The following is a 26,187-nucleotide window of genomic DNA, read 5'->3' on the forward strand; positions in this document are numbered from 1 at the left end:
GTACAGCTATTCATAGAGGAACTTTCCATAGAAGAACTACCCATACGACACTACGCTTTCCTTTATCCATTCTTCTGAACACGTAAACCGAGTGCTGAAAGGCGTAGCTGAATCATTCGACGTAGCAGCTTTAGCTCGTGTGTCCATTCCACATATATTCGTTGTGCCTCATCTAGCTCGATCCGTCGAAAGCGTACGGTTGCTCCCGGGGCAAGCTGTGCCAGTAAAGGCAGATCCATGCGGATCACATGAGCGATTTTGGCATAGCCGCCCAGCGTTTGCCGATCAGCCATTAAAATAATAGGCTGTCCATCAACAGGAACCTGTATCGTCCCATGCGTCACCGCTTCAGACAGATAAGACGTAGACTGCTTCAATTGAAGCGGCTCGCCAGCTAAACGATAACCCATACGATCCGATTGCGGAGTGACCCGATATGCCTGCTCAAGGAACAGCTGTTGAGACGATTGTTCAAAATCCTCCCATTGCCTGCCTGCAACAATCCGAATCGTCACCTCATCACTATAATGAGGCAATATATGAGAACTGACCCGCCAGCGTACAGGGCTGGGTAGAGTAGTAGTTTCTGAAGCAACCACGCTATTTTCAAACGTATTACGAGATGAAGCTGGCAAAGAAGACGTCGCATTCGTCCTATCCTCCTTGCCTGTGTTTGCAGCTATATTGGACTGGTCAGACGGAGCATCAGTCCAATCCTCTACCATAGTATCTATAGGTTCAAGTGCAGAATCGGTAGCCTTTTCACTAATCTGCTCCAGTTCTGCCGCATTTATAGCATGCTCGAAACGACTATACAGCACATCGCCTTGCTGCAAAGCTCGGCCTGCCCAGCCGCCAATACCTGCGCGCAAATATGTACTGTAGCTCCCTAACACCGATTCCATCTGCCAGCCACCTGCAATAGCGATATAAGCACGACAGCCAGTGATCACTTTGCGAAACGAAATCCGACTCCCCTTCTGTACATACACGGGTCTCCACATCGGCAACGGCTGATCATCCAGCCAAGGCTCCAGATTGCCGCCTGTCACTGCAATCCAGCTATTTTCCAGCACATGAGCTGACAATCCAGACCATGTGACCTCCAGAGTGGCCTCTGCTGCATCATTACCAACGAGCCAGTTCGCCAGCGTATGAGCGAGTCCATCCATTGCTCCATTGGTGCTAATACCGTAGCGGGCATAGCCTTGTCGACCTTCATCCTGCACAGTCGTTAGCATGCCCGGCTTTTCGATCTGTATGCTCATTTCTGTTCTCCCTTCTGGCTTGCTTCCAATTAAACGTTCGGTTTGACACTAAAGAGGAATGTACTTGTACATTCATACTATGATGCTTACGGCTATGCTTTTGATCTTGATTGTAATCTTGTTGTGATTTCACTTATAAGCTTATTGTGATGGTGCTTGTCATTGCGCCTGTAAGCTTGTTGTGACGTTGGCTGTGATTTTACGTGTAAGCTCGTTGGTGCTCTCGCTGTGATTTCGTTCTTAATATCGATCCTGCTCTTGTTATTGCTCTCGCCACTGCTCATATTCAGCAGGCGTAATCGGATAAAACTGCACCTGTCCACCGCTCTCCAACAACACCGGTGGATGCTGCTCTGGTCGGAATAAACGCAGCGGCGTTCGCCCAATCAGCTGCCAGCCTCCCGGTGTATCCAGCGGATAAATTCCCGTCTGCTTCCCTGCAATACCAACCGAGCCGGCTGGTATGCGAAGACGCGGAGTATCGCGCCGTGGTACTGCAATGGACTCCGGCATCCCCCCCAGATACGGAAAACCCGGTGCAAACCCCAGCGCATAGATCGTATACAGTGTCCCACTATGTATCTGTATGACATCAGCAGCAGATATTCTATGATAGGACGCCACCTCATCCAGATCAGGGCCATATTCGCCTCCATAGCATACTGGAATACGAGTGATAGACGGCTCCAATCGTTGCGAATCTGACGACGACTGAAATACAGCAGACAAACGACGCTCCAAATACATACAGATCGCTTCGTACGGAGGAATCGATGGCTGTCTGTGATCTGCCCACGCTTCCATATCATAATACACAGCCAGCGTTGTGTAGGAAGGTACATATTCTATAATTCCAGTGACAGGCTCCTGCTCCAGCGCACGTAATGCCCGCTGTACATTCGCGAGTACGTCAAGCCCGATCTCATGTCCAAATTCAATAATAACCGCTGCATCCCCAAGTGGATCCATCTGCCAGCGCGTCTGCTTCATCTCGTTCCTCCTTATACGCTATACATTTGAAATATATATTATTTATTAGATACGATAGCTTGAAAATCAGTATGAGAAATCCTCACCGTACTAAACTATATACTCCCAATCTATCGGTGTATCCCTTATCTATAGCCGTTAATATGAATCGATTACTGAATTTGTTACTGAATCTAGTAATGACTTCATTGTAGCGATTGGTCGCAAGCATGTCGAACTAGAATCATGTCGAGCGTCAAGCTATTTCACTCTGTTAAACAGAGTCTCTCATCTATAAGAGAAGCATGTACAACAGAAGTATGTATAACACATTTATGAAGCGCACATCATTTGATATAGAGGAGTATTCTGTAAAACCACTGCTTACCGTTTGGCGGTCGACGAGGAGGTTTATGTATGGAATAATACCAGAGACAGCATGTGCTTCGGCAGGATAGGAGATGAGGACATGATTTATCGTGTCAGTTATATATCAGATACGTACAAGGTGAAGGGCTATCTGGCTTTGCCATACGGTATGAATGTGGATCAGGAAGTACTCCAGCTTTCATTACAACAATTTTATGATAGAACGGATCTGGAAGTGGAGCAGATTGCCTGTCCACTGTATCATCCGCATGAGGATGTACGCGAGCAACGTTTATCTGTATTTGTATATTGTAGAGGCGGGATTGGACGAGTCGGTAGTGTACGCGCTACATGGCTAGAACGCTTCGCCCAGCACGGTCAGCTTGTCTTTGCGCCCTGCTATCGTGGCGCAGAAGGCGGCGAGGGCTGGGATCAATTTGGAGGAGCAGATGCACAGGATGTCACGTCTGCATTGGACTGGCTCAGCACACTCTCCTTTGTAGATGAGACTCGCATCAGTCTAATGGGCTTCTCGCGCGGCTCCGTGAATGCGACACTGGCGGCGGCAACATGGCAGCGCCAGGATGCGGGCAATGGGGAGACAGATAATGGAGTTTACCGACTGGTATTGTGGGGCGGTGTAGCAGATCTGGCACTCACATATGAGGAACGTATCGATCTACGTCGTATGCTTAAGCGCGTAATCGGCGGTTCTACGGGAAAATATCCAGAGCGGTATGAAGCAAGATCGCCAGTCGCACTGGCTCCACAGCTCTCCTGCCCTGTGCTAATTATTCATGGTGAGCAGGATATGCAGGTTGATCCCGGTCACGGCAAGCTGATGCGCGAACGGCTGGAAGAGCTGCACAAGCCATTTGCCGTACACTGGTATGAGCATTACGGACATCATATGCCAGAAGAAGTACACAAGCAGGCGATTGCACGTATGTTTGAATGGCTTGAAGGGCCCGCATAACTGTACAAAAAAGCCGCTGTCCTCCATGAAAGACTGCAATCTGTACACCTCAAAGCTGTAGGTTAAAACAGAAGACGTCCGTTGGAGAACAAGCGGCTTTTATTTTTTGCTTTTACTTATATAAATGTGACCCATTCATTGTTGGTGCTTCAAAAATGTACATTATAATCTCATTTGATCGGCTTTGCATTAAAGCAAATCTATACTTTCACATAGGAGTCAACGGATAACCAGCATTGAGTTCATCCACCAGATCAATTCTGATCCATGCGACTTCATCCCTATAACGATGGATATGCTTCCACCCAGCGCTTTCGATTCAGCCCTGCTTACTCACTCACCATAACCGCTTTTCGATCGTGCTCGGATTGTTGTGCTTGCTTAAGCATGAACTGCGCCAGATTCGCTCTGGACATTTTGAGTTTACTGGAAGGAAGCTGACGAATAGTCGTTTCGTAATAATAGCTGCGTGTACGCTCACCGCTGGTTAATATTGGCGGTTGCACGATCACCCAGTTCGCTGCACCAGAGGATACGATCTGCTCTTTATCCCGATGATCGGCAAGCAAGTTCCTCATTAGCAATGGAGTGACCCAGCGATATAGCAGCCCCAGCTTGCCTGCATCCTCCCTCGTTCCCACAAAGGAAATATGCACTAGCTTTCCTGCCTGCTGCTTGGCGGCGGCGCGAGTAATATGGCGCACAGCCTCTACCAGACGGAGATCACGCTGAAATGGGCTTTTGGCACCGAGCGCGGAAAAGACCGCATCATAGTGCTTCTCTGCCAGCGCTGCTTTCACATCATCATAGCTTGTCGCCTCCCCCTGCACGATATGCAAGGATGGATGCTCCATATTTAGCTTATCTGGATTTCGTACAAAAGCGGTAACCTCATGCCCCTGCTCCAGTCCCTGTAATAGCAGCTCACGACCTGTCTTGCCCGTAGCTCCGAAAATAATCATTTTCATAGCGTGCCCTCTCCAATCGTCGAGTCATCTTGCTTACGCCACCAGCTTACGCGGTAAGCTGCAATCTTACATTCGTTCAACTATTGCTCGTTGCTCGTTGCTCGTTGCTCGTTGCTAAAAAAGCTTACTAAAAGTAAGTTTTAATGCAACTATAGGGGATAGATGAATCCAGTGTCAACTTTTACACCTGGTTTGATTATACACGATCCTTGCTACAGAAAGCGGATAACGAAAAACCGACTTTTCATTAAAGAAAAGTCGGTTCGATAGCGCAGTTATACAGTTACGATATAAATGGAATACTTAGGATTGGCAGAAGGTGAATTTATACTACAGTTGCCGGTACACGGCTGCCGCTTCCTGCACGAGTATGCATACTGCGTGCAATCCATACGCCAGCAGCGCCAGCTTGAGCCAGACCACGCGTTACGCCTGCGCCATCACCACCACAGTACAAGCCACCGATCTCCGTTTCCAGATTCTCGTTCAGCTTCGGACGAGCAGAATAGAACTTCGCTTCTACGCCATAAAATAACGTATGCTCCGATGCAATACCTGGTGTTACGCCTTCCAGTGCATGCACCATTTCCACCAGACTCTTCATCGTGTTGTATGGCAGCACGAGTCCAAGGTCGCCCGGTACAGCTTCCTTGAGCGTCGGCTCCAAAAAGCCTTCCTTAATACGCTCGGTCGTCGAGCGACGTCCACGTAAAATATCGCCAAATTTCTGTACAATTACACCGCCGCTGGATAGATCATTTGCACGACGGCAAATTTCACGTGCATATTCGTTAGGCTTATCAAATGGCTCGGTGAATTTATGCGATACGAGCAGGGCAAAGTTCGTATTACGCGAGCCAAGCGCCGGGTCTTTAAATGAGTGACCATTTGCCGCCATCACGCCGCTATGATTTTCAACCACTACGTGACCGGATGGATTGCTACAGAATGTACGCACACGCGTACCAACCGATGTATTAAAAATAAACTTCCCTTCATACAGATGCTTGTTGATTTCCTGCATTACTACATCCGATGTTTCTACGCGTACACCGACGTCAACCTGATTATTGTACATTTTCAGACGACGCTTTTTCAAAATTTCAGTCAACCATGCGGAGCCATCACGACCCGGTGCAATCATCACTTGATCGGCCTCGTAGGTATCGCCTTTTTTCGTTACGATCCCTGTAATACGGTGCTTGCCATCTTCCTTGACGGTAATAATATCTTCAACCTCAACTTTGTATACCATATCAATGCGAGTGTTCAGGTATTCATAGATGGATTTGAGAATCTCAAGATTTTGCTCGGTCCCCAGATGGCGAACCTCTGCGCGCAACAGCTTTAGCCCGGACGCATACCCACGCTGCTCGATATCACGGATCACATCGGTTGTTGGATCGGTAATACTTTCTGTCGCCCCATGCTCCAGATTGATACTATCCACATAACGAATCAGATCCTCAACACGTGAGCCTGGCAAATAATCGGTCAACCAGCCGCCAAACTCTGTCGTAATATTGAATTTGCCATCACTGTAAGCACCCGCTCCACCAAAGCCTGCGGTTACAGAACATGCTGGCAAGCAGCCTGCAAAGTCCTTTTTCCCTGCTGGCGGCGGACAAAACTGAATCTTTTCCTGCATGATCGGACAATTCCGATTGTAAATGTTATGCCCTTTATCAATGAGCAGCACTTTCCAATCTGGCGCAATGCGCGTCAGCTCATAACAAGCGAAAATCCCTGCTGGCCCTGCTCCTACAACGATGCAATCATACTTATTCATGGTATCGTATCCCCCACCTGTATTCATTCATTTTAGTGGCATGCTTCTGCTTACTGGCGGCTACATCTCCAACTGATCCACAGCTTCTGTACATTCATCCTGCTCCAAAACGGCCTGTCTGGGCATGACAAAACAGAACCTCGATCGACAAGACAACAAAAAAATCCCCGGCCAGCGAACAGGTATGCCAAAGCATCCTATCCGTAGCCAGGAATTTGCGGTTCCTTGTAGAGACCCCCGAACCTTATTTTCGAGGATATACGAATATTAATATATTTTATACTATTTAATGTACGCTTATCGTCGGAATAACGTACCGCTCACGCGACTTAACAGCGAGCTACATATCGTATATTAACGAATAATATACGAATGGTCAATAGTTAAAATAAATTAATGTTCGTTTTTATAATATAAATACGAATATATAAATAATAAATAAGAGCTAAATATGTATTTTCACGAACTTTAATGACTCATTCTTTGTAAACACACTATGAATCGTCATTTTCCGAACTTTTCAGCAATATTTCAAAATTCCTAACCAAAATGTAAGCAAACTAGCCAGCTTATGACTCTATTGCTGGTTGCTATCTCAGTAGAGAGCTTACGATAGCCGAACGATAGGCATTGGATAAGTAAGAAATATTAAGAAATTCCTTGAAATATACTGTAAATACTAATCCTCAAGAAACATACACATACACATACACATACACATACACATACACATACACATACACACCAAGATTTTAAAACACAGCCACATTCCATCCACCCACAGAACGCAAGCCAGAGAACAATGCCAAAAGACCGACCTTTAAGCCGGGATACGACATCTTTCCCCCCATTCCAAGTATCCCGGCTTAACCGGAGGTCGCTGGCATGTTCTCTGGCTGGAGTGGTCGGTGCAAGTCGCCCAACATTAACTCCTTTGATCATATTTAGTCATATTTTGGTCATCTTTAGTCGTCTTTGCTTCCAAGTAAATATTCCAGCTGAACCGTTACAATCACGCTTGCAAATGCTCAAAGCAAAACACCAGCTTTTTTCCTCAAGCATCCATCATTCGAGCCTTCAAAATTGAACCAGTGCATTTTCGCACTCCCTCACCAAACATAGCAAAAAATGCAGCCCCTCCAGGACTGCATCGTTCTACTACTATGCATAAAGTTGTTCAATCCGATCTGTCGGAACGGCGATACAAGCTACCTTCTCGGATACCAAATATGATACGATCATCGCACACTTGAAAAGATGCGAGCGGGCGTGCCTTTTCAGGTACTGCCTGTAGATCGGCGTACATCCGCTCAGCTACGTCGTAGCATTCACGATCTGTACACTTCGCATAGGCACCGAAATATTTTTGCATAATCCAATATAGCTGCTGGCCCAGCTCATCTGAGGAATGAACATGCGGCAATACATTGATAATATGTTCAATTTCAATATTATATTCGTGAGGCAGACACCATTCCCGTAACTTCATCGGGTTCCATTCCATCATATGTAGCGCCACGATGTGGTACGCACGCTGATGGACATTCCCACTATGATTACTATTCATCCATACTCCTCCTATCCTCCAGTTACCTGGAGATGCTCCATCTGTGTATATGAGCAGTGATTGTGGACTTCTATGGCTTAAAGAAGTAATGCTCCTGTTCCGTGCCTATGTCAGCATGCCATGGGGCAAGGTACGTGCAATCCTATCGGGAAGAATATTGAAGTCAATCGAATATACCGCAACGATTCATCGCTGAATCACCTTCTAGCATAAATGCGTAGGAAGCCGCAGTTTTGCCAAAAGACAATGTGCTTAAAGCACCAAGTCTATCATCCAGCTTATCCGTAATCCGGACTCTCTTCCACAACTCTCCAGTTACCGCGCCTTCCATCACAGTTCATTGCATGACCACCGATCTGGGGAAAACAGGCAAAAAAGCCATACTAACGGGACGAGGCAGGTGTACGTTGTGCGTTTAAACGTCATTCTAGCGTTCCCGAACTAATCTGGCTTGCATACAAAATTATGAACGAGTAAACCGCAACTGTAAATGCGGTAAAAGACCCACAAATGGATATGGATAACTAGAAGTACAATCGGCACCCGATTATGAAAGCAAGTGATCGGGTAAAAGATGGCTAGAGGGCGAATTACATGCTGTGTTTTATATGGACTCGTCCAGCTCGATGATATGCCATTACTTTATAACAAAGGACTGATCACAATGACGGAACAAAATGATATTAAGCAATTGCAGGAATGGCTGAATCGCTATACGGGTACGACGCTCGTGATTGAAAAGCAGGAGTTGGACGATACCGATATCATTCACTTTGTACTATCCGATGTAGATGAGCGCAGTCAGGATAATGAGATTGATGATTATTTGGAGAGCGCATTGCTTCTTCGTGGTGAAGGTCGTACGCAAAATGCTGAGGGTGAAAGCGTACCTGTGCCTGGTGATACGTATGAGATCATTACGAATGATTTGCGTATTGATGAAATCAATGACGAGCACGTACATCTAACGACAGAGCGTGCTACGTATAAAGTATCCGCTAAATAAATCGCTTTTACGTAAATGACTGTACTTCAATACAAGCAAGACCACCTGTGCAAACTATTATCGATTGCTGCATGGACATTAGCCGCTTTCGAGCTAGTGAATATGTAGATTACAATATCTAATAGATCGCAGGTGGTCTTATTTGTCTGTCTGTCTGTCTGTCTGTCTGTCTGTCTGTCTGTCTGTCTGTCTGTCTGAAGATTGTAGCTTGTCCTTTGATTATCATGCAATAGAAAAGACGGCACCAGCAAGGCACCGTCTACTATCACTATCATGTGTATAATGGAATCACTTTTTCTTCAACTTCTTCAGCTCTGCATACATATCAGGCAAGTGCTCCTTCAGTTCGGGCATTGGATCTGGATAGGACAGCCCCATTTCCTCCAATGTCTCGGTCACAATCTGCAATACAGCCAGATCGCGATACCAGCGATGATCGGCGGGTACAATATGCCATGGGTGCTTCTCTGTCGCGCAATGCTTGAACAGATCCTCATAGCACTTCTGATATTGATCCCAGTATTGACGCTCATGCAGGTCGCTCTCATCGAACTTCCAGTTTTTATGCGGCTTTTCGATACGATCGATTAGCTTTTCGAGCTGGAAGCGCTTGGAGATATGCAGGAATATTTTTACGATATGAACATCATTCTCTTCCAGCATTTGTTCAAAATCATTGATCTGACGGAAGCGCGCATGTGCCTGCTCATCACTTACCTGTCCATGTACACGGGTGATCAGCACATCTTCATAATACGAACGGTTAAAGGTAGCGATATAGCCATAGGAGGGAACATACTGATGCGCACGCCATAGATAGTCGTGACTGAGCTCCTCCTGTGTCGGTGCCTTGAAGCTATAGGTATGCACACCCGCAGGATTAGAGATGCTAAACACCTTGTTGATCACGCCATCCTTACCACTGCAATCCATGCCCTGAAAGACGAATAACACGGCTTTCTTTTTACTGGCAAATAGCTTGGGCTGCAAATCCTCAAATACGGCAGATAGCTCCGTTTTTTCCTGCTCTGCATCCGCTTTGTTTTTATACTTGCCCGTGTCCTTCGGATCAATATCCTTTAAACGGATCGAATCGCCTGCTGCTAGAACCCAATTTTTATGCTTGGACATGAAAATCGCTCCTTTTGGTGGAATGATGTCTAGTATGACTGAAATGTCAGTATCTACATATTACCCGCATTTGAGCTTGATCTAAATCACGCGCTCATTTTCATGAATGGCTTCACTCATCTCCCGGCGCAGCTCGCCAATCAGTTCATCGCGTACATCCGCATCGAACTTGACTCGCTTGGGCTCCAGCTCCTCCAGCGCTTCGATCCAGACATGGCGGTCGTTAATATGACCAAGCTCCTTCTGAATCCCTTTGTACACCTGCTCATGCTCACGGAATTTAGCATTGAGCGCAAAGCCTGCCGCTTCTGCGGTGTAGCGTAGCTCCTTGGCCGCAATGCGAACCTTGTGCAGCGCAGTTAATGTATCATCTGCTTCTAAGCCCTGCTCCTTAGCGATCTGACGATAGTGCTTTTTCTTCTGCTCATAGGAGATTTCCAGCTCGCGCATGAGACGGTTGACATCTGATGTCGCGACAAGCTCCGATAATTGCTGCTCCAAAAATGGCTCCCATTTCTTTTGCAGCTTTTTGCCCTGCAATTTGGGCAGCTTACTCACGAGCTTTTTCCGGTACAGACGACGATGCTCCTTTTGCTCCTCGATAACCGCTTTCAACAATTTAGCTAGTTGATCCTGGTCTAGCTTCTTTGCCTGCTTACGGCGATCCTTGAAGGCATCGATCAGCACATCCTCGTCACGCACTTTGCCAAGACGCTTCTGGGCTTTTTTGAAAAGCGGCAGCAGCTCTGTTGTATCATTCGGATCTAGAATGCGTAGCAAGGTCATCAGCTTGCGACAATTGACCCTTGCCTGATGCACATCCTCCTCATCGAAGGTATCCACTGCACGTTGCCCATGCTGTTGAAATTTATCGTATAGCTCGCTTAATACATCGTGCCACTGCTTGGACTTATCTTTATGCAAACGTGTTGCCGGGGTAGAGGTCATCATGATCACTCCTGTTCTCATTCTGGATCGATGCTGAATACGAATGTGCATACACTTGGAAATCAGATACTACAGAAAGCCTTCATTAGCTTTTGTATTCATTCTTTTTTGATTCATTCTGTTCTATTCATTATAGTGGAATCAACAGGCAAAATCGATGTAGCTTCATTCACCCTATACTTGCTTTTAAACGTTATGTATGCGGACTGCACCATCTTCGCAGCCGATCGCTGTGAGCCTGCTCCTCTCCTTCACAACACTGGCATCGGTTGAAGATGGTCAAGCGGTAACCAGCCCTGTTGCCCATCCGCTTCGCGTAAGCACCAGATCCAGCCATTCAACTCACGCAAAGCGATCACCTGATCACCCGGTACAGCATTCATTTCAAAAGCATCGTAGGCTTCGGTCGCCACACCTTCGGTAGCATTAGCTAAGCTACGGGTAAAAATCTGCTCTGGCACCCAGCCCTTGATGCCTGCTTCATTTTCACAAAAGTACCAGCGATCCCACGCCTCTGGGCCTTCGTATTTTTCTCCAATGTGTATCCGTTCTCCCTGACGCAAGCGAATCGGATTCGGGTAATTGCTAGTATGAGCTTGCACGACCCTATAAGATTTCAATCGCATTCTCCTCCTGTTCTCTACGCATATTGTTGAAATTCGGCAATATGCAGTCGAATTTCACTCATTTTGTTCACCTTTATGCTATATTATCGTATATAATCCGAATATATCCAGTTTTGTACTGTAAGCTTGCTATATTGATGAATAGGGACAGTTATCCTACGTAAGCAAGCGGGCTTGCTTTGAAAAACATACTTGTTTTGTATTATGATAGACCATGGAATGCAGCTTGGTTCATCTGTAATCAATCGGCATTTGCTGAACGAAAGGAGTATGAAGGAACAATCATGAAAGCGTATCTGTTAGCACCGATTATTGCGTCTCTCGTGGCTGGCCCTGCCACCTCTTACGCTGAAGATGTGATCGATGCGGTTATTCCGGCTTCACAGGACAACACCACTCAGATCGTCTCCAGTTCGTCGTGGGAATATCCTATCGTGCATTTCCGTAATGGCACGTATCGGATTATGATGGACCCGGCAGTGAATACGATCAAGGTAGGACCGAAGCTGGGCAAGGTTGAGCGGAATATTAGTAGCTTTGATCAGGTGGATGATGACAATTCACTCATCGATACCTCTTATAAAAATGGCGATAGCAATGTACTCAGTGTAGATACCCCGATCTACAAATTCCGTAATCGCAGTACCCGCGACTGCATCATCGTCAGCCACAAAAACAAATATTATAAAGCAATTCGTAAAGTCGATACATCGACAAGCAGCTCCTCTTGATCCGCATACGTGAGGAGTATGCGGACTATGATCAGAAGTGAAGGATACCTACCACATACTAATAGCCGCCACGAATGGATATCGCTGTCCGATTCATGGCGGCTACTTTCATACTAGTCGAGCCTTGTATTGATTTGTGTTATTTATACTGTGGGTCAAAGAAGAAGCGCCCATTCAGCACTTTATCCCACACAATCGCTGTGGCTTGCGGTGTTAGCGAGGCTTGGATCTGCTTTTTCAAAGCATCCACATCAGGCTTGCCTGCAATCATAGAAGTCTTGACTGTAGATGAGGTTGCATCCAGCTTCATCAACTTGCCGGATTGCTGCCATGTGCTCCACGGTGTGAGACCGCCAGATTGAATCGAGCGTCCATGCAGGAAGTTCGCCACATACCCACGATAGCGATCAGCGAGCGCAAGGCGTCCCTTTTCATTGGCTGTCGTATAGAACTGATCCTTGAACAGCGCGGCGAATGCACTCTTATCGAATGCTCCAGTCAAAAAGTCCAGATCGACGCCATGTGTAGCAGCTACATACTTAGCTGGTGCCTTCACACCTGCTCCATCCAAGCCCCAGGCAAAACGATAGACATACATATTTTTCGACTGCGAGTCTTTACTATACTTCGCTGCTACTTGATCAGCATTAAAGGATGAATACAGCTCGCTTCCGTACGCCGTGGCTTGCCAGAACTGCTTTTGCAGTGTTGGCTCCCATGTGTTTTTCATAAAGCTGTTCGTAAATGTCGGATCAAAAGCAGCGAATGCGTTAAATTCATGCTGCATGCTTCCAATCAGCATCGGTACACGATTATACTGCCCCCGGTCGACCACATCAAAGCCCTGCTTCGGCAATACGGTGCCATCAGTAAATAGATGCGGGAATTCCGATATACGAATCATCACCGTACCTACCGCTTCAACCAGTGCGGCACTATCCAGACTACGGAGTGTCTGCTGGAGCTCGGTCGGGTCGGTTTCTTTTAAATAACGTATCCCTTCTTCGGCGGTCTGCACTTTACCCGCCTTCACCAGCACCTCAGCCAGCTTCTCGCGATCATAAGCTTCGCCCTGTGCAGGTGTGGACGTAGTCATTCCACCGCTCAATGGCATGGCTTTGACAAATAGCCCTTTGGCGAGCGGAGAAATCGTTAATGCCAGTACATCGCGTGCGCCTGCTGATTGTCCACCCAGTGTAACATTCGCTGCATTTCCGCCAAAGCTAGCGATATGCTGCTGCACCCATTTCAACGCTTGAATCTGATCCAGCAGCGCAAAGTTACCCGAATCCTCAGCTGCATTGCCCGTTTGCAGTGCGGGAGAACGCATCCAGCCAAGCAAGCCAAGACGATAATTGACCGTTACAATAACGGCATTCGTCTGCTCCGCCAGCTTACTCGCATCGAAAGAGCCACCGCTTCCCGTCACATTACCGCCCCCATGCAAAAAGACAAGCACAGGCAGCGAGTCGTCTGCCGTAGCTGGACGATAAATATTCAAATACAGGCAATCCTCACTACCTGTAACTTTACCATTGGCAAGCTGTGTGCATACCTGCGGCAGTTTGCTTGCTTCAACCGTCTGCTCTGGTGTGGCTATCGGTGCTTGCGGTGCACGCCAGCGTAGCTCACCGACGGGTGGCTTCGCATAAGGTACACCAAGCCATGTCCATGTATTCGCAGACGCTGCCCTTGTACCACTCAGGATGGCTTGAGATGTTGGCTGTACAAGGCTTGCCTGATACGCGTAAGCCATCTGCTCACTTCCTGTTTCGCTACTCGCTGCTAAAGCTAGACCATTCGTGCCCCATGTGCATAGCAGTAGTAGCATCGTCATGATTGCCGCAATTAAGCGCTTGTTCATTGTACTCATTATACCCCGCCTCTCTCATCCATACACTGTAGTCATACGATTAGAATGTGGATTGTTGCTGCGATGACTGATATGTAAACGATTGCAGTAGTGTGCAATCTTCCTCCGGACAAACAAAAAACCTGACCCGGCAACAGCATGTACACAGAGGTACAGACCTTTGCCAAATCAGGTTTCGCCCGGAATTCCGGTAACAATCCATCATTTGCTATTCATTATAGCATCTTTTGAAGCGCTTTCAAGTTGATTTTGCCGAAAAAGATAATAATTTCGCATAAGCCGTCGAATGAATAGGCTGAAATTTATAAAACAGTCTGCTACCCTTTTATTGGTAACAGACTGTCTCCATTGCTAGAACGCTGATTCTAAATTATATATTACTGCTTACCAGCTCGCCTTTTTCACACCAGGAATATGTCCCTGATAGGCAAGCTCACGAAAGACGATCCGAGAAACCTTGAATTTGCTCAGATATCCGTGTGGACGACCGGTAACCTGACAACGATTATGCAAGCGTGTTGGTGAAGAGTCACGCGGTAGCTTACTCAGCGCCTCATAATCTCCTGCTTCCTTCAATTGACGACGCTTCTCTGCATATTTAGCAACCAGTGCCTCGCGCTGGCGTTGGCGAACAACCTTAGATTTTTTAGCCACGGATACACACTCCATCCCTTTATTTAATCGTAATTATTACTATTAATAAAGTATAAAGCATCTGTTCACTGGATGCAACATGTTCCGCTATTTTAATAGATACCTTACTAGTTAAACGATATGTGTAATCTAATAATGACATATGATATCTTTTTGTATGAAAAATTGATCTTTTGATTTCAAAAACGCTACTAAAGTGCTATAAAATTGACATTGTGTTTGTTTCTGTCTATGATTTATAAGGTTGTGATAGGTTGATAGACCGTAACAAGTTGTGATCCATTCTCTATTTCTTGATCGCCTAGTGATAGCAACGAATGGTGAAAGGAGTGTCATTTTTGATAAAATCATTTAAAGCATGGAAATGGTTTCTGCTTGTCGTCTTGCTTGCAGGTGGTGGTATCGCAGGGTATTACGCCTATTCCATAGCTCATTTTGCTTCATCGATCTCTACGGCCCAGCAGAGTAATCCAAATACAGATCCATCTGGTGCAGGTAAGGGTGGCGAGCTGCCAGATATTCCCGAATGGGATGGTACAGAGCCCGTACACCTGTTATTGCTCGGTACAGACAGCCGGGATACAGATAGCAATGGACGTTCCGATTCGATGATGGTGGCTACCATCGATCCAGTCACCAAGCGAACGTATCTTATGTCTATTTTGCGTGATACATATGTTGATATACCGGGTCATGGCTATAGTCGTATCAATGCTGCCTATTCATATGGTGGTGCTCCACTTGCAATGGAAACGGTAGGTAGGCTGCTTGGCATACCGATCGACCATTATGTGAAGATTGATTTTGAAGGCTTCAAATCACTTGTGGATACAGTAGACGGAGTCGAAATTGATGTCGAAAAGGATATGAAATATACCGATGGTGGCGATGGACATCGCTATGATATCGATCTGAAAAAGGGCGTCCAGACGTTAGATGGTACCCATGCCCTTCAATATGTACGTTTTCGTCATGATGCGACCTCTGACTTTACACGTACGGAGCGCCAGCGTAAATTCTTAACGGCACTGGCGGCGAAGCTACAAAGCTCCAGTTCACTGCTCAAGCTCCCCAGCATTCTGAATGGCGTAGCCCCTTACATCGAAACGAATATGTCTACGTCGACGATGCTAAAGCTGGCACGCCTGGGGCTGGACGTGAATGTGAGCCGTACTGAGAAGGTACAGATTCCACCGAATTCGTTACTCGAAGCGAAAACCGTTCGTGGTGCCGCCGTACTTGGCGTGGATGAAGTGCGTCTGCGGAAGTATATAGAGAAGATGCTGAATGATTCGGATGAAGAAAATGAAGAATCGGTACAGGAATAAAGCGATATAGGGGTGTTTAGATGGATAATCGAGCATCAATATGCAGATTGGGATCGAACTCCCTTCTCGGTCTCCTCACCTTCGATCATTAGTGTCTGTAAAAAAGCGAAATAGTCGCGCTTGTGTGATTATTCACCTGTATAGCATCAGCTACTTTAGACTGGATACTGCATAGCAAAACATGCCACTTTGTATCAGAAAATGCTACTGCATATAAGAATAAAATAGAAGTAAGGTCATCCTTTGTAGGATGACCTTTTTTTACGGATAATATGGATAGGAGCTGCTTGAAAAGCCTTATCTTTATTCGATATCTTCCCGAATCATTATCCCTCGCGGCTGCCTGCCTTGCGTCTTACTCTATAGCTGTTAACGCTCGCCGTTAAGCTATGCTTAGCTTCCAACGCGTTATTTTTGCAGCCTACCTGTCATCCTTTCTAACCAATCAGCAACGTATAAATAATTCCTGGCCCATGTACACCAATCGTCAGGTCATTTTCAATATCCGAGGAACGGCTGGGGCCTGAGATAAAGTGTACACCGGCGGGCAGTTGCTGTCGTCCACGCTGATCCAGTGGAACCAGTAGCTCGCCCAGGCGAGTATGCAAATTCTTTTTATACAGCAAAACAATACATACAGTTGGTAGTAAGCTTACAGAGCGTCCCTGCATAGCGGACGAAGTGACCATCACGGTTCCGGTATACGCTGCGGCACCTTCTGCCATGACGATTCCGATATCCGCACCTGCGGCTGTTGCTCGCCAATCGGTCTGCTGGTCTTCATTCCATACTGCAAGATGTGCATCGGGTAGCCGCTGCTCCAGACGGAGCTGCTCCAGCTCAGGCAGCTGCTGACGTACAATCTCTCGTGCCTCTAAATCCTGAGCGTACTGCGCAATCCATTCTCCTGCGGCTTCCAGATTATCGACCGATACCACATGTCCGCCCACCTCTTGAAAATGAGCGGTAAATCGCTCGACGCGTTCCTGCTCCTCCCAGCTCCATTCCTTCCAGAAGGAGGGCGCACCACGAAATGGATGGATAGGCGGCTCTGTAGCTCGCGGACGTCCTAGACGAGAGGAAATATGATCGATAAAGGTCTGCTGATTGCGCCGTGAGCGCTGCTCTAGCTCGGCAAGCCAGGGCGGCTGTGTAGCATTGTGATTCACAGTATTTGCAATGTTGGTCGCTTTACTTTTCGATAGATCATTAGAACGATTGGTATCAAGACTCATCGAAGTCACCTCTTTTACTTCGTTGTCTCGCCTGAACGAGCTGCTCCATGCGATCCTTAACCGTAGCATCCATCGTTACCTGATCCTGCTGTAACTCCTGCTCCAGCTTGCTCCAGCGCTCACGGAATGGATCATCTGCCATCGGCGGCATATCCCGGTACGTAGTCCAGCCCTTGAGCGGCCCTATTTTCAGTGAAATCGTGCCATTATGCACTACAGGCTTCTGTAATATTCGTCCCATCTTGAGTGCTGTACCAAGACGCTTGGAATTGCCCATCAGGATCGCAAAGCCCTTCATGCCGATCGATTCCCAGCGATTGCCGTGACCACGCTCTACCTTACGGCGACGCAAATAGACAAGCATATCGTGCAGCGGAATTTTGACCGGACAGGCTTCATAGCATGCACCGCACAGACTCGATGCATTAGCGATATCATCCCATTCGGCTACATTGCGATTGAGCGCAGGCGTTAATACTGCACCAATCGGGCCACTATAAGTCCCACCATACGAATGCCCTCCAATCTGACGATAGACCGGGCATACATTGAGGCAGGCACCACAACGAATACAATTGAGCAATTCTTGAAATTCAGGATCGCCGAGCTGACCGGAGCGTCCATTATCGACGATAATCATATGCATTTCCTCAGGCCCATCGCTGTCTTCATCGCGCTTAGGACCCGTAATACCAGACATGTACATCGTAAGACGCTGACCTGTAGCAGAGCGTGGCAGCAGTGTTGCCATCACCTCAAGATCTTCCCAGGACGGGATAATACGCTCCATGCCCATCAGTGTAATTTGTGTCTTTGGCACAGTCGTTACCATCCGAGCATTGCCTTCATTTTCAAATAACACCATAGAGCCTGTCTCGGCAATTGCAAAGTTACAGCCGGTCATTCCGATATCCGCATCGAGAAACTTCTCGCGTAGCTTACGCCGCACATAGCCTGCCAGTACCGTTGTATCAGGTGGTAATTCCTCGCCAGCATCCTTCGATAATAGCTCGGCAATCTGATAGCGGTTTTTATGAATCGCTGGAATTACGATATGGGAAGGGCCTTCGCCAGCGAGCTGGATGATGTATTCCCCCAGATCACTTTCCACCGCTTCAATGCCTGCTTCCTCCAGTGCATGATTAATATGCAGTTCCTCGGATACCATCGACTTGGATTTGACGACCGATTCGGCTTGCTTATGGCGGGCAATGGTCATGACAATCTCCGTCGCAGCCGCTGTATCTTCGGCAAAATGAACATGTACTCCATTCGCACGCGCATTTTCCACAAATAGATTCAGATAATAGTCCAGATGGGCAATCGTATGCAAACGAATCTGTCTACCGCGCTCGCGCCACTCGTCCCAGTTGCCATGCTCGGTCGAAGCCAGCTGCTTGCCATTACGTAGCCGCTCGGTCGTAAAACGAACCGCTTTACGCAAAAAGTCGTTATTCAGTGCGATATCCGCGCGTTCTTTTACTGTAGCAGAGGTTTTCTCGCTCCTACTCATCGCACCGCCACCCCCTCGTAGAGCAGCTCAGCCAGATGCATCACCCGCACCTGCTCCCCCCGATGTCGCAGATTGCCAGCAATATTCATCAGGCATGCCATATCCAGACCGACCAGCACCTCGGCTTCGGTTTCCTTAATATGGTCAACCTTTTCCGTCACCATTGCACCGGATATATCTGCCATCTTCACGGCAAAGGTACCGCCGAATCCACAGCAATCGTCAGCAAACGGTAATGGCACCAGCTCCAGCCCCTTCACCTGAGATAGCAGCGCCATCGGCTCCTCCTTCACGCCCAGTAGACGACTACCATGACAGGACGGATGATACGTCACTCGATGTGGAAAATAAGCACCAACATCGGTCATACCAAGCACCTGTACGAGAAATTGCGTAAACTCATACGTCTTCGCTTCCAGCGCCTGCGCTTGCGCCAGCCATTCCGGTTCGTCCTTGAATAGCTCTGCATAATGGTGAATCATATATGTGCATGATCCTGAGGGTGAGACGACAAAGTCACTATCCTGAAACGCTTTCAAAATCGTTTTTGCGGTCGTACGTGTCTCCTCCCAGTAGCCGCTATTGTAAGACGGCTGTCCACAGCAGGTCTGTACCGAAGGAAAATCCAGCTTCACTCCATGCGCTGCTAGCAGGCGAACCATCGCCTCGCCAACCTGCGGATAGATCGCATCACTCAGACAGGTAATAAATAGCGATACCTTCATTGCTGCACCTCACCTTCATGGAATCGAATCCTATATAAAAAAGATGGCTTCTCGCTGCGAACACTCATCCCATACCCGGCGCTCCGGGCATACACATGCAATTCGCCGCATGACCGCCATCTTTTCAATGATGCTTATGCTACCTATACTCATTTCCAAAAGTTATCCAACCGTTATGACCTGACTTAGCAGACTGAACGATGATCAGACAATCATGACTTTCATAGCCTGCTCCTGTAATTGCTCCACAATACGCTGTTCAATACGACTGTCGGTAATCAGCTGATCGACCTCATTCAGATTCATCACATGTGCAAATGCCTGTACCCCGAATTTGCTCGCATCCGCCAGTAAAATCACCTGATCCGCCATACCGACCATTTTCTGCTTCACACGTCCCTGTAGCTCATTCGACTCACTCACGCCGCGCTCCAGATGAACCCCCTGACAGGATAAAAATAGCTTGTTCACATAGTAGGTGTCCAATGAGCGCTCAGCCAGTGGGCCAACGAAGGACAACGAGCGAGACACCAGCTGACCGCCAGTCGAGATCACCTCAATCTTCTCCCGATTGCTAAGCTGGGTTGCCACGCGAATCGAATTGGTGAGTACGGTCAGCGGAATATCCGGTAACGAGGCAGCCATATACCATGCTGTCGTACTCGCATCCAGCAGAATCCGATCGTTGGGCTCGATGAGCTTGACCGCCTGCTCAGCAATACGGCGTTTTTCCTCCGCATGCATAATTTCACGTTCAGAGAACGGGGTCTCTGGCTGTTCGCCCTGTACGCTAACCGCGCCACCATGTGAGCGCCTTAGCAGTCCCTGTCTTTCCAGACGATCCAGGTCACGCCGTATCGTCTCCTCCGTTACCTGACAGCGTTCACTCAGCTCCGTAACGCGCATACTTCCATGTTCATTGACCAGCTTCACAATCTTGTCATATCGCTGTGCCACCAGCATCATATCCTCAACTCCGACTCGTTATTGTACGGGCACCTCAACATATCGACAAAAGCGTGCATACGCCTGCTCCCATGCCTCCTGATCCTGTGGCTCATACACATCAACAGGAAAGGAATCGCGAATAACGGCGCGCGCTTCCCGAATATCTCGAAATGCACCCTGTGCTATCCATTGTACCGCCAGATTGCCAATTGCGCTTCCTTCGGCTGGTCCTGCCCATACGGGACGTGCAATCGCATTAGCTGTCCACTGACAGAGCAGACGATTTTGAATGCCGCCGCCTACCATATGCAGGCCATCAAAGGTTTTACCTGACAGTTGCTCGGTCAGTTCTAACACATAACGATATTTTAATACGAGACTTTCAAAAATGCAGCGTGCCATCGCGCCACGTGATGCTGGGATCGGCTGATTCGTCCGCCGGCAGTAATCAGCAACTCGCTTCGCCATATCGCCTGCATGGAGGAAGATCGGATCATCTGGATCGATAAACGATTGAAATGCAGGTGCTTGCTCTACTCCGGATAACCATTCTCCATAGGAAGCATGATGCCCATTGCGCTCACATTCACGCTTGTACTCCTCGAAAATCCATAGCCCCATAATATTTTTCAGCAGACGATAGGTGCCGTATGCCCCACCTTCATTGGTAAAATTAAGCTGGAGCGCTTGCTCATGAATAACAGGCTCCGACACCTCTGTGCCCATCAGTGACCATGTACCACAGCTTAAATAAGCAAAGGAATCCGACAATGCTGGAACAGCGACAACTGCGGATGCTGTATCATGCTCCGCTACGGCTGTAACCGCAATGGCAGGCAATCCAAGCTCATCCATAAGCGATGAGCGCAGTCGCCCTGCCGAGGTGCCGGGCTGAACAGGCTTACCGAACCATGATGATGGGATGCCAATATGCGATAACAGCTTGCGATCCCATTCCTGCTGACGTGCATTGTACAGCTGCGTCGTCGTTGCATTCGTAAATTCGTTGATCATCTCACCTGTCATAAAATAACGCAGCAGATCGGGGATCATGAGCAAGCGCTGCGCTTCCTTTAGCAACGATGAATCCTCGCGACGTAAGGCTGCAAGCTGATACAGCGTGTTAAAGCTCAAAAATTGAATACCCGTTGCTTCAAAAATCCGCTCAGCTGTTAGCTCGGCGATCAGCTCGTCCATCACTCCTGTCGTATGCGGATCGCGATAATGATACGGATTGCCAAGCAGCTCACCACTGCGCCCAATCAAGCCAAAATCCACTGCCCATGAATCAATACCGATACTTTCGGGCACCATCCGCTCCTGCTTCGCTGTTACCAATCCCTGCTGTAGCTCATGATACAGTCGTAAAATGTCCCAGTACAGATGCGGACCAACCTTCACCGGCTCATTCGCAAAACGATGAATCTCCTGCGTCACGATCCGGTGGTCTGTCAGTCTGCCGACAATCGCCCTGCCACTGCCTGCGCCCAGATCATAAGCAAGAATCGTCACCAGCTTGCACCACCCTTACCTCGTACCAGAATACGTTGTCCATAGGCATCACCGAGATACGCTCTCATTGGATCAACCGGCAAGCCCTGCTCTTCACGAACCGCATGTAATAATGGCGTTACGTCAAATTCAAATGCTCGTCTGACCGCATCCTCTGCACCAAGCACATCGCCACGCTGCTGTGCCTCGACTACCTCCCGATGATCGACCAGCAGTGCCTTCGCATACTGGGTCTGCACATTCAGCACCGAGCGAATCATCGCTGGAATTTTCTGCTCAATATTGTGCGATTGATCGATCATATACGCGATACTATTCACCGCATCGATCAGACGCTGCTCTCCACTTTCCGCTGCATCCAAAATCTGATAAAAGATCAGAAACAGCTCATATGGATTAATCGCACCAACGATCAGATCATCATCTGCATATTTATAGCTATTAAAATGAAATCCACCTAATCGTCCTTCATCGATCAAATATGAGACGATATGCTCCACATTCGCACCAGGGAGATGATGACCGGTATCGACCAGCACCTGTGCCTGCTCACCCAGCTTGAGGGCAAGATTGTACGCCATGCCCCAATCCGCAATGTCTGTATGATAAAAGGCAGGTTCAAATGCCTTATATTCAATCAGCATCCGCATATCCGGCGATAGCGCCCCATACATTTCGGCAAGAGCCTCCAGCATCCAATGCTTACGCTGACGAATGCTGCCCTGCCCCGGATAGTTCGTACCATCGGCAAACCATAGACTAATATCGCGCGAGCCTGTGGCACGGGCAATATCGACGCATTCCAGTAAATGTGCAGTCGCTTTGCGCCGTACTGCGGGATCGGTATGCGTTACACTACCCAGCATATAATCCTCTTCCTGAAATAGGTTCGGATTGATCGCACCAATTTGCAAATTCAGTCCTTCTGCATGACTGCGTAGCTTGCCATAATCGTCGACTTTATCCCACGGAATATGGATAGCTACAGATGGACATAATCCAGTTACCCGATGAACCTGTGCAGCATCCTCCAGCTTTTCAAATGGATCACGCGGCACGCCTTCCTTTTGAAACACTTTGAACCGTGTACCTGAATCGCCATATCCCCAGGAAGGGGTTTCGATTTGGAGCGCTTTGAGACGAGATTTGATTTTGTTCAGATCCATTCCGCGTGCTTGCTGCTGTTCTTCGAATAAGGCGTAGGCTTTATCGGTCATGATTTTGCCTCCTTAGGCGGATAATTTATTTAACATGTGATTGTGTGTGCGTGTAATTGAATTTTCTTGCTGGGGCATTATTCACTGCGGGAAGGAATAAGGGGACGGACTCGAGTGGAGCCGCGGGAATCTACGGATTAGGATTGAATGTAGATTCCCGCCCCTCCAAAGCTGTAAGATATTTTGCTCCGCAAAAATCACTTTTTATTGGACCCCGTGTTAGGAGATCGCTAGCACGGTAAGTCGTCCTTTCCCCTTATTTCCTTCCCTCCGTTCCGCGATGCTTGCAACATATAAATTCACATACACGCTAAGTGGTGGCATTAGAAGTATGATTCAGGTTAGTTTGTGGATCGCTTCAATATTAACTTGAGTATGACTTTAAGCTGTATAGCTCTTTTCTTCCATATAAAAGCATAACAGCTCTGTGTCGCTATCCACTTTCTATCTCGTAAACGCCGCAGGCACGCCGCCGTCGATCGTTAGCATGCAGCCGGTTGTTTTGGCTGATTTGGATGAGGCGAAGTAGGCTACGCCTTCGGCGATGTCGTCCGGGTAGATGTTGACGAGCAGTGTTGTCCGTTTGCGGTAGTGTTCTTCTAGCTGATCCGGTTCGATGCCGTAGGCGGCGGCGCGTTCGTTGCGCCAGTTGGAGTTCCAGATCGCTGAGCCTTGCAGGATCGCATCGGGCAAAATGGTGTTGACGCGGATACCGTGTTCGCCGCCTTCGGCTGCGATGCAGCGTGCCAGATGAGCTTCCAGTGCTTTGGCTGAGCTGTAGGCAGTGACATTTTTGCCGGCGTAGACGGAGTTTTTGGAGCCGATGAACACCATGCTGCCGCCTAGCTCCTGTTGCTTCATCACTTTGAACGCTTCACGAGCGACAAGGAAATAACCTGTGCCCAGTACATTCATGTTCAGCTCCCATTCCTTGAGCGATGTTTCGTCAAATGGACTGGAAGTTGCCAGACCTGCATTGTTGATCAAAATATCAACGCCACCGTATGCGATGGAAGCTTCGGCAAAAGCAGCCTCCACGAGCGCTTCATTCGTCACATCCATGCGAACCGCCAGTGCACGTCCAGTACCGAAGCTGGCATTCAGCTCATCGGCTACTTTTTGTGCTCCTTCTAGATTCAGGTCGGCGAGTACGACATGTGCTCCCTCGCTCACAAGGCGACGTGCTGTGGCACTACCAATGCCACCTGCTCCACCGGTAATCAGGGCAATCTGGCGAGAAAATTCTGCTTCTGGCGGTGCGAGTGTTAGCTTGTACAGCTCCAGCGGCCAGTATTCCACATGGTACGATTCCGCTTCGCTCAACGATACAAATTGTCCCAGTGCTGTCGCTCCACCCATAACTGCAATTGCCCGATGGTACAGCGCACCACTGACCAGTGACATCGCATGACTTTTACCTGTATTGATCATTCCAATTCCCGGGATCAAAATAACACGTGGCGCAGGCTCGAACATCACATCGCCTTCGCTATGATTACGTTCAAAATATTCTTTATACTGCTGCTTATAGCGATTCACACCTTCCAGCACTGCCTGCTTCAAGCCCTCTTGATCATCAGCTGCTGGCGTCCAATCGATAAATAGCGGCGTCATCTTGGTATGTACCAGATGATCCGGACAAGCTGCCCCAACCTGAGATAAAGTAGCCGAATCCCTTCCATTGACAAAGGTAAGCACATCGTCCGCATCATCGAAGGTTAAGATCATTCGTTTACTATCACTAACAGCACCGCGTAGCGAAGGTATCAGACTCGCAACAAGCTGCTGACGCTGCTCTGATGATAACGCTTCCACTTTTGCACCGCCAAAGGCTTCCTTCTGACTTGCCTTCTCTGCAATGTAATCAGCTGCGCGATTAATCATCTCAATCGTCTTATTGTAGCATTCCTCCTGCGTCTCTCCCCATGTGACCAGACCATGCTTTTCCATCAGCACAAGCTCAGCATTCGGATGCTCCAGCACACCCTGTGCAATCATTTTGGATAGCGTAAAGCCCGGACGAATATATGGCACCCATACAAATCGATCGCCAAAAATCTCCTTCGCAATTTCCTTACCATTATCCGCACAGCACAGGCTAATAATCGAATCAGGGTGTGTATGATCCACATGACGGAATGGCAGAAACGCATGCAGCAATGTCTCGATCGATGGACGAGGTGCCTTGGAATCGATCATACAGTTCGCAAGGTAAGCGACCATCTCTTCATCCGACATCTCTTCCCGCTCGAATAATGGACGAATATCCTCCATCCGTAATCCGGTAAAATGCTGCGCCTTCATCGAAGCCAGATCGGAGCCACTGCCCTTCACAAACATCACTTCTACATCGCGACCGCGAAAATCCTGCACGATCGTCTTGCTCGACGTGTTACCACCGCCCCAGTTACATACCCGACGATCGGAACCGATCAGATTGGAGCGATATACAAGCTGATCTACACCTTCCTGAATAGCTGCTGCCTGACTGGAATCCCATTGATTTGGTATCATGCTTCATCCTCCATATATTGGCTTGGTCACAGCGCGATTTGATAATCCAGTATATGTAACATCGCTGCTGCTTCCTGCTGCTGAACCCGCTCATTCGGACTGATGATGATTAGACGTGAGGGTTCCTTTTTCAGGAGTATACCATTTCTGTTTTGTTTTGAAAATATAAAATTCGGAAATAAACAAAAATATATTTAAAATTGGTAACGCTTAAACAGAATAAAATAAACTCAAATAGACGTAAAAACCTGTTTCAATCTAAAAAGACCCCACCAGCTGCGCAGTGAATAGCTTGCAGCTGATAGAGCCTTGAGATAAAG

The 26,187-nt window shown here is 47.8% G+C and carries 21 protein-coding genes and 1 riboswitch; of the genes, 4 read left to right on the plus strand and 17 right to left on the minus strand.

Features of this window, described 5'->3' with window-relative positions:
• Nucleotides 1-62 precede the first annotated feature (62 nt).
• Entirely contained in the window at nt 63-1,268 is a 1,206-nt protein-coding gene (locus tag IEX62_RS08085) for a 5-oxoprolinase subunit C family protein (RefSeq protein WP_188774918.1), read from the minus strand.
• A gap of 261 nt (nt 1,269-1,529) precedes the next feature.
• Nucleotides 1,530-2,258 carry a 5-oxoprolinase subunit PxpB gene (gene pxpB / locus IEX62_RS08090; RefSeq protein ID WP_229685675.1) on the minus strand — a complete coding sequence of 243 codons (729 nt, stop codon included), beginning with the start codon at nt 2,256-2,258 and terminating at the stop codon, nt 1,530-1,532.
• Nucleotides 2,259-2,706: 448 nt separating this feature from the next.
• Between pxpB and IEX62_RS08095 the strand changes: the two genes are divergently transcribed.
• Entirely contained in the window at nt 2,707-3,582 is an 876-nt protein-coding gene (locus IEX62_RS08095) for an alpha/beta hydrolase family protein (protein WP_188774919.1), read from the plus strand.
• A gap of 329 nt (nt 3,583-3,911) precedes the next feature.
• Here the strand turns inward: IEX62_RS08095 and IEX62_RS08100 are convergent, their stop codons facing one another.
• From IEX62_RS08100 to IEX62_RS08110, 3 genes are all read right to left on the minus strand, one after another.
• Nucleotides 3,912-4,550, minus strand: a complete 639-nt coding sequence (locus IEX62_RS08100; RefSeq protein ID WP_188774920.1) for an NAD(P)-dependent oxidoreductase — start codon at nt 4,548-4,550, stop codon at nt 3,912-3,914.
• A gap of 325 nt (nt 4,551-4,875) precedes the next feature.
• Nucleotides 4,876-6,339, minus strand: coding sequence for an NAD(P)/FAD-dependent oxidoreductase (locus IEX62_RS08105; RefSeq protein WP_188774921.1), 1,464 nt, complete (start codon nt 6,337-6,339; stop codon nt 4,876-4,878).
• 184 nt (nt 6,340-6,523) lie between these two features.
• Nucleotides 6,524-6,623: riboswitch (purine riboswitch) on the minus strand.
• An 893-nt stretch (nt 6,624-7,516) separates the two neighbouring features.
• On the minus strand, nt 7,517-7,906 hold the full coding sequence (locus IEX62_RS08110) for a hypothetical protein (protein WP_188774922.1): 390 nt from the start codon (nt 7,904-7,906) through the stop codon (nt 7,517-7,519).
• A gap of 664 nt (nt 7,907-8,570) precedes the next feature.
• Between IEX62_RS08110 and ymzB the strand changes: the two genes are divergently transcribed.
• Nucleotides 8,571-8,912 (plus strand): protein YmzB, encoded by a 342-nt coding sequence (gene ymzB / locus IEX62_RS08115; protein ID WP_188774923.1) that lies wholly within the window; start codon nt 8,571-8,573, stop codon nt 8,910-8,912.
• Nucleotides 8,913-9,200: 288 nt separating this feature from the next.
• On the opposite strand, the gene IEX62_RS08120 is transcribed toward ymzB, so the two are convergent.
• From IEX62_RS08120 to IEX62_RS08130, 3 genes are all read right to left on the minus strand, one after another.
• Nucleotides 9,201-10,043: a PPK2 family polyphosphate kinase gene (locus IEX62_RS08120; protein WP_188774924.1), complete on the minus strand. Its 843-nt coding sequence runs from the start codon at nt 10,041-10,043 to the stop codon at nt 9,201-9,203.
• Nucleotides 10,044-10,124: 81 nt separating this feature from the next.
• A complete protein-coding gene (locus tag IEX62_RS08125; protein WP_229685676.1) occupies nt 10,125-10,994 on the minus strand; it encodes a CHAD domain-containing protein in 870 nt (289 codons plus the stop codon).
• Nucleotides 10,995-11,242: 248 nt separating this feature from the next.
• Nucleotides 11,243-11,611 carry an SH3 domain-containing protein gene (locus tag IEX62_RS08130; protein WP_229685677.1) on the minus strand — a complete coding sequence of 123 codons (369 nt, stop codon included), beginning with the start codon at nt 11,609-11,611 and terminating at the stop codon, nt 11,243-11,245.
• Between the two features lie 290 nt (nt 11,612-11,901).
• On the opposite strand from IEX62_RS08130, the gene IEX62_RS08135 reads away from it, so the two are divergent.
• On the plus strand, nt 11,902-12,348 hold the full coding sequence (locus IEX62_RS08135; protein WP_188774926.1) for a hypothetical protein: 447 nt from the start codon (nt 11,902-11,904) through the stop codon (nt 12,346-12,348).
• A 139-nt stretch (nt 12,349-12,487) separates the two neighbouring features.
• On the opposite strand, the gene IEX62_RS08140 is transcribed toward IEX62_RS08135, so the two are convergent.
• Together IEX62_RS08140 and rpsN are read right to left on the minus strand one after the other, a co-directional pair.
• Nucleotides 12,488-14,221, minus strand: coding sequence for a carboxylesterase family protein (locus IEX62_RS08140; RefSeq protein ID WP_188774927.1), 1,734 nt, complete (start codon nt 14,219-14,221; stop codon nt 12,488-12,490).
• 384 nt (nt 14,222-14,605) lie between these two features.
• Nucleotides 14,606-14,875, minus strand: a complete 270-nt coding sequence (gene rpsN / locus IEX62_RS08145) for a 30S ribosomal protein S14 (RefSeq protein WP_229685678.1) — start codon at nt 14,873-14,875, stop codon at nt 14,606-14,608.
• A gap of 317 nt (nt 14,876-15,192) precedes the next feature.
• On the opposite strand from rpsN, the gene IEX62_RS08150 reads away from it, so the two are divergent.
• Nucleotides 15,193-16,203, plus strand: coding sequence for an LCP family protein (locus IEX62_RS08150; protein WP_188774929.1), 1,011 nt, complete (start codon nt 15,193-15,195; stop codon nt 16,201-16,203).
• A 437-nt stretch (nt 16,204-16,640) separates the two neighbouring features.
• Here the strand turns inward: IEX62_RS08150 and IEX62_RS08155 are convergent, their stop codons facing one another.
• The 7 genes from IEX62_RS08155 to IEX62_RS08185 form a co-directional block, all read right to left on the minus strand.
• Nucleotides 16,641-17,438: a LutC/YkgG family protein gene (locus IEX62_RS08155; RefSeq protein ID WP_188774930.1), complete on the minus strand. Its 798-nt coding sequence runs from the start codon at nt 17,436-17,438 to the stop codon at nt 16,641-16,643.
• Nucleotides 17,428-18,951 carry a LutB/LldF family L-lactate oxidation iron-sulfur protein gene (locus tag IEX62_RS08160; protein WP_188774931.1) on the minus strand — a complete coding sequence of 508 codons (1,524 nt, stop codon included), beginning with the start codon at nt 18,949-18,951 and terminating at the stop codon, nt 17,428-17,430. Before IEX62_RS08160 ends, IEX62_RS08155 begins: the two co-directional genes overlap by 11 nt.
• Nucleotides 18,948-19,676 carry a (Fe-S)-binding protein gene (locus IEX62_RS08165; protein WP_188774932.1) on the minus strand — a complete coding sequence of 243 codons (729 nt, stop codon included), beginning with the start codon at nt 19,674-19,676 and terminating at the stop codon, nt 18,948-18,950. The genes IEX62_RS08160 and IEX62_RS08165 overlap by 4 nt, the downstream gene beginning before the upstream one ends.
• Nucleotides 19,677-19,880: 204 nt before the next feature.
• Nucleotides 19,881-20,639 (minus strand): DeoR/GlpR family DNA-binding transcription regulator, encoded by a 759-nt coding sequence (locus IEX62_RS08170; protein ID WP_188775068.1) that lies wholly within the window; start codon nt 20,637-20,639, stop codon nt 19,881-19,883.
• 21 nt (nt 20,640-20,660) lie between these two features.
• Nucleotides 20,661-22,136: a rhamnulokinase gene (locus IEX62_RS08175; RefSeq protein ID WP_188774933.1), complete on the minus strand. Its 1,476-nt coding sequence runs from the start codon at nt 22,134-22,136 to the stop codon at nt 20,661-20,663.
• Nucleotides 22,133-23,353: an L-rhamnose isomerase gene (gene rhaI, locus IEX62_RS08180; RefSeq protein WP_188774934.1), complete on the minus strand. Its 1,221-nt coding sequence runs from the start codon at nt 23,351-23,353 to the stop codon at nt 22,133-22,135. The genes IEX62_RS08175 and rhaI overlap by 4 nt, the downstream gene beginning before the upstream one ends.
• A gap of 444 nt (nt 23,354-23,797) precedes the next feature.
• A complete protein-coding gene (locus IEX62_RS08185) occupies nt 23,798-25,867 on the minus strand; it encodes a bifunctional aldolase/short-chain dehydrogenase (protein WP_188774935.1) in 2,070 nt (689 codons plus the stop codon).
• Nucleotides 25,868-26,187: the final 320 nt, after the last annotated feature.

Source organism: Paenibacillus hunanensis (genome assembly GCF_014645615.1).
Classification (GTDB): Bacteria; Bacillota; Bacilli; order Paenibacillales; family Paenibacillaceae; genus Saccharibacillus; species Saccharibacillus hunanensis.